We start from the raw sequence: 5590 nt of genomic DNA, 5'->3' as shown, positions 1-5590 counted from the left end.
GCCGTAGCCACCGCCGGCAACGACGAGCAGAGCGACGACAGCGGCGATCAGCCCGCCATAGCTGCGCTTGCGCTCGGCAGGACGCAGACGTTGAAAGGTGTCCGCCGCCGGCTCCTCGTCGGAAAAGACATCGCCCCTAAAGGTGTCGCGCTTTTCGTCCGCCGGTGGAAAATCCATGTCCGAAGGCACCGGATCGGTGCGCTCTGGAGGAGACGCAACGGATGGCGGCTTTTGCCAGGTCGGTGCAGCCTTGGCAGCAGGTGCCGGCTGCCATGCCGGCTCGGTCTTTGCCGGCTGTCGGACGTGGCTGGGTTGGTTCTTGTTGCGGTCAATGGAGGAGAAGATGTCCTCCAGTTCCGCCAGCGGATCGGATGCGGGCGCAGGCTTGGCGTAGCCGCGCTCGACGCTGGCGATGGCGTCCTCCAGGGTGCGCTTATGCTGGGCAACGACCGAAGGCGCCAGCGGCGGTATGTTCTTGGCCAGCTTGTCCGCGATGGTCGAGCGAGCCTTCTCATAGACTCTCGCGCGTATCTCCGGCGTCGGATTGCCAAGGCCATCGAGCGTCTTTTTCAGAGCACCAACAAAATCTGCCATGCTTCAGTCGACCTGCATTTCGTTTCTGGGCCGGCCTCCGCAAATCGGCCGCGATGCCCGGAACGGCTGAGAATCTAGTCTTGAAACGGATCAGTCACAAGTATTGTGTCGTCCCGTTCAGGGCTGGTGGAGAGGAGTGCGACCGGCGCGCCGATCAGTTCCTCGATATGACGGACATATTTGACTGCCTGGGCCGGCAGATCGTTCCAGCTTCTGGCGCCGGCGGTGGTGCCTTTCCAGCCTTCCAGCGTCTCGTAGACCGGTTCGACTCGCGCCTGCGCACCCTGGCTGGCCGGCAGATAGTCGATCGCCTCGCCGTCGAGGCGGTAGCCGGTGCAGACCTTGATCTCGTCCAGCCCGTCGAGCACGTCGAGCTTGGTCAGAGCGATGCCCTTGATGCCGTTGACGGCGACGGCCTGGCGAACCAGCACGGCATCGAACCAGCCGCAGCGGCGCTTGCGGCCGGTGACGACGCCGAACTCGTGGCCGCGCGTGCCCAGGAACTCGCCGATCTCGTTCTTCTGTTCGGTCGGAAACGGACCCTCGCCGACACGCGTCGTATAGGCCTTGGTGATGCCGAGGACATAGCCGATGGCACCCGGGCCGACGCCGGATCCGGCTGAGGCCTGGCCGGCGACGGTGTTGGACGAAGTGACGAACGGATAGGTGCCGTGGTCGATGTCGAGCAGCGTGCCTTGCGCGCCCTCGAACAGGATGCGTTCGCCGGCGCGGCGTTTGTCGTCGAGGATCTTCCAGACACGATCCATATAGGGCAGGATCTCGTCGGCGACCGAAATCAGCTCATTCATGATCGCGTCATGCGTGACTTCGGCGTGGCCGAGCCCGCGGCGCAGCGCATTGTGGTGCGTCAGCAGCCTGTCGACCTTCAAGGGCAGCGTTTCCAAATCCGCCAAATCCATCACCCTGACCGCGCGCCGGCCCACCTTATCCTCATAAGCAGGGCCGATGCCGCGACGGGTCGTACCGATCTTCGTTCCGGAATTGGTGGCGGCGTCTTCGCGAAATCCATCCAGTTCCCGGTGCAGGGACAGGATAAGCGCGGTGTTTTCGGCTATTTTCAGGCGCTCAGGCGTCACCTCGACGCCTTGCGCCTTCAATTTCGCCACTTCCGCGACGAAGGCGTGCGGATCGAAAACGACGCCATTGCCGATGATGGACAGCTTGCCTTGCCGCACCACGCCGGACGGCAGCAGCGACAGCTTGTAGACCTTGCCGTCGACAACCAGCGTATGGCCGGCATTGTGGCCGCCCTGGAAGCGCACGACGACGTCGGCGCGCTCCGACAGCCAGTCAACGATCTTGCCTTTGCCCTCGTCGCCCCATTGCGAGCCGACGACCACCACATTGGCCATGTTTCTTTTCCCTTGAGGCGCCGCTCGGAGCGGCTTGAAATGGTTTCGAAACGACAGGCTTCTATCGCATCGGCGCTAAAATCGGAATCGATTTCGGCGAGCACGATACGAAGATTCAAAGCCTTGAGACGCGTACTGTGTGCGACCAAGTGGACGCACGTCGCTCTATAACGTCAAGACCCGGCGAGCGCGACCATTCTTTACCGCCGAAGGCGCCCCCAGGCACAACAATTTTCGCCTTTGACATCATTTACTTGGGCGAACCATCACCATAGGTCGGCAAAAGACCCTTCGCCCGCCCCCGGCTGGAAATTTCGCGATGCATCGAACCGCCTATCTGTTCCTGCTGCTCACCACCTTGCTGTGGGGCGGCAACTCCGTGGCCGGCAAGCTGGCGGTCGACCACATTTCGCCGATGACGCTGGTCTTCCTGCGCTGGGTTCTGGCCGTTCTGATCATGCTGCCGATCGGCTGGCGAACGCTGCACGAGGACTGGCCGGTGGTGCGCAGGCATTGGTTGCTGCTTGGCGGGCTCGGTGCTTGCGGCTTCACCTTCTTCAACGCGATCTTCTACACGGCGCTCAACTACACCACAGCAATCAACGTCTCGATCGAGCAGGCGGCGATCCCGATCGTGATCATCCTCGCCAATTTCGTGCTGTTTCGCCTGCGTGTGAACCGGATGCAGATCGCCGGCGTCGTGCTGACGATCATCGGCGTCGCCCTGACCGCCAGCCATGGCGATCTGCGCCAGCTTCTCAAGCTGGATCTCAACTTCGGCGACGCCATCATGCTGGGTGCGGTGCTTTGCTACAGCTTCTACTCGGTCGGGCTGCGACTGAAGCCGGCCATACGCTGGCAGAGCCTGATGCTGGCGCTGTCGATTGCGGCACTTGCCACCTCGCTGCCTTTCTTCCTGTGGGAAGTGGCGGCAGGCAAGGTCATCGTTCCCGATGCACGCGGCTGGGCGGTCGCGTTCTACACCGCGATCGGCGCCTCGGTCATCTCGCAGATCTTCTATATCAGGGGCAACGAGTTGATCGGCGCCAACCGGGCCGGCCTGTTCATCAATCTGGTGCCGATCTTCGGCACGCTGCTCTCGGTGCTGATCGTCGGTGAGACATTCCAGCTCTATCAGGCGCTGGCCCTCGTGCTGGTGCTCGGCGGCATCAGCCTCGCCGAATACAGCGGAAGGAAGATGGCGATTTAGCCGGCAAATGTTCGGTGCCGGATGAGGATGGTGCAATCCAGAGCCGGTCGCAGCCTTATGGTGAACCAAACCCTCACAACAGTGGCCGGACGAATATCCAAAATAACTAATGTATTAAGAACAAGCATTAGCAGTACAGTGTATTAAGATAGGGGTATTCCAATATACGGCGCCATTCCCTGGAGATTGACTTTTTCATCTTTTGGCACTCATCTTTCCAGCACCAGTTTAGCTGATTTCGGTGAATGGAGACGATCATGAATTTTCGAATGCTTGCGGCGCTTGTCCTTGCCTTTGTTGGCTTGGCAGCCTTTCCCGTATCGGCCTCCGCAGCCACCGCCTATACAACCGGGACCTTGAATGTGCGAAGCGGGCCTGGTCCCGGCTATGCGAGGATCGCGACACTGCCGGCCGGCCACAGGGTGACGGTGCTCGATTGCCAGGGCAGCTGGTGCGCAATTCGTGCCGCCGGTATACGGGGCTGGGCCAGCGCAAACTATCTGGACCGCGTCTATGTTTCCCGACCGATCGTCGTGCGGCCGCACATTATCGTTCGCCCGCCGCATTACCGTCCGCACCGGCCGCACCGTCCGCATAAGCCGCACCGGCCCCGGCCCGGCAAATGCAAGATCGCGCCCGGCTTCGCCTGCAAATAACGGCCGTCAAAGAATTATCCAAACGCTTTGACGCCATTGTCGAAACGCCCCGTGTGCTTATGGAGCACGCGGGGCGCGCGCGCATGATTCAGGCGACGCCCACATCGAAATGCAGCCGCTTGGCGGAGTCGATCGACTTGTGCGCCCGCACCTGCTCCAGCACGTTTTCCGGGAATGGTGCATCGAGATAGAGCAGCGCGATGGCATCACCGCCAGGCCGGTTGCGGCCGAGCTGGAAGTTGGCGATGTTGACGCCGTTCTCGCCGCAGACCGTGCCGAGCAGGCCGATGATCCCAGGTGCATCGGCATTCGTCGTGTAGAGCATGTGCTGGCCGACCTCGGCGTCAAGGTTGATGCCCTTGATTTGGATGAAGCGCGGCTTGCCGTCAGAGAAGCAGGTGCCGGCGATCGAGCGCGTCCTATGCTCGGTCTTGACCGTAAGCTTGATATAGCCGTCGAACACGCCGGATTTATCGCGCTTGACCTCGGCGACGATGATGCCGCGCTCCTTAACCATGATCGGCGCCGACACCATGTTGACATCGGAGACCTGCGGCCGGATCAGCCCGGCAAGAGCGGCGCTGATCAGCGCGCGCGTGTTCATCGTCGCGGTCGAGCCGTCGAACAGGATTTCGACCTCCTTGATCGGATCCTCGGTGACCTGTCCGACAAAGGCGCCAAGCACTTCGGCCAGCTTGACGAAAGGCTTCAGGCGCGGCGCTTCCTCGGCGGTGATCGACGGCATGTTGATGGCGTTGGAAACAGCGCCCTTGATCAGATAGTCGGACATCTGCTCGGCGACATGCAGGGCGACATTCTCCTGCGCTTCGGTGGTCGACGCGCCGAGATGCGGGGTCGCCACGACATTCTCCATGCCGAACAGCTCATTATACTCCGCCGGTTCGACCTCGAACACGTCGATGCCGGCGCCTGCCACCTTCCCGCTTTTCAGCGCCGCGATCAGGTCGGCCTCGACGACCAGCCCGCCACGGGCGCAGTTGATGATGCGCACGCCGGTCTTCATCTTGGCGATCGCGCCAGCGTCTATGATGTTGCGCGTCTTGTCGGTCAGTGGTGTGTGCAGCGTGATGAAGTCGGCGCGGGCGAACAGCTCGTCGAGCTCGACCTTTTCGACGCCGAGTTCCTCGGCGCGGCTGTCCGACAGGAACGGATCGAAGGCGATGACATGCATCTTCAGGCCGACGCCGCGCGTGGCCACGATCGAGCCGATGTTGCCGCAGCCGATGATGCCCAGCGTCTTGCTGGTGATCTCGACGCCCATGAAGCGGTTCTTTTCCCATTTGCCGGCATGGGTCGAGGCATTGGCTTCCGGTATCTGGCGGGCCAGCGCGAAGATCATGGCAACGGCATGCTCGGCGGTGGTGATCGAATTGCCGAAGGGCGTGTTCATCACGATGATACCCTTGCGGCTTGCCGCCGGGATGTCGACATTGTCGACGCCGATACCGGCGCGGCCGACGACCTTCAATTTGGTGGCGGCGTTGATCAGCTTCTCGGTGACTTTCGTCGCCGAACGGATGGCAAGGCCGTCATACTGGCCGATCACTTCAAGGAGCTTCTCCTTGTCCTTGCCGAGATCGGGCAGGTAGTCGACCTCGATGCCGCGATCTCTAAAGATCTGCACGGCGGTGGTGGAGAGTTTGTCTGAGACGAGAACGCGGGGCGCCATGGCGACCTCCTTCAAAAGGGATTTGAACCGTTTGGGAAATGGGCGGCCCGAGGGCCGCCACGGGAAA

The 5590-nt window shown here is 61.7% G+C and carries 4 protein-coding genes and 1 pseudogene; 2 read left to right on the top strand and 3 right to left on the bottom strand.

Translation table 11 applies throughout. From position 1 onward, the window contains the following. A pseudogene (locus tag E5W87_RS27965) lies at positions 1-594 on the bottom strand (hypothetical protein); the annotation flags it as partial. 74 nt (positions 595-668) lie between these two features. Then, the gene (locus tag E5W87_RS27960) at positions 669-1967 is read right to left on the bottom strand and encodes an adenylosuccinate synthase (RefSeq protein WP_095487377.1); all 1299 of its coding nucleotides are present in this window, start codon (positions 1965-1967) and stop codon (positions 669-671) included. A 319-nt stretch (positions 1968-2286) separates the two neighbouring features. Between E5W87_RS27960 and E5W87_RS27955 the strand changes: the two genes are divergently transcribed. Together E5W87_RS27955 and E5W87_RS27950 are read left to right on the top strand one after the other, a co-directional pair. Then, positions 2287-3177, top strand: a complete 891-nt coding sequence (locus tag E5W87_RS27955; RefSeq protein WP_292404902.1) for a DMT family transporter — start codon at positions 2287-2289, stop codon at positions 3175-3177. A 257-nt stretch (positions 3178-3434) separates the two neighbouring features. After that, positions 3435-3833: an SH3 domain-containing protein gene (locus E5W87_RS27950; RefSeq protein WP_292404901.1), complete on the top strand. Its 399-nt coding sequence runs from the start codon at positions 3435-3437 to the stop codon at positions 3831-3833. Positions 3834-3921: 88 nt separating this feature from the next. Here the strand turns inward: E5W87_RS27950 and serA are convergent, their stop codons facing one another. Further along, the gene (serA, locus tag E5W87_RS27945; RefSeq protein ID WP_292404900.1) at positions 3922-5523 is read right to left on the bottom strand and encodes a phosphoglycerate dehydrogenase; all 1602 of its coding nucleotides are present in this window, start codon (positions 5521-5523) and stop codon (positions 3922-3924) included. Positions 5524-5590 lie beyond the last annotated feature (67 nt).

The sequence above is a fragment of the Mesorhizobium sp. genome, assembly GCF_004962925.1.
Lineage (GTDB): Bacteria > Pseudomonadota > Alphaproteobacteria > Rhizobiales > Rhizobiaceae > Mesorhizobium.
Note: the sequence above shows the minus strand (reverse complement) of the source record. Positions and strands in the feature narration are given on the sequence as shown.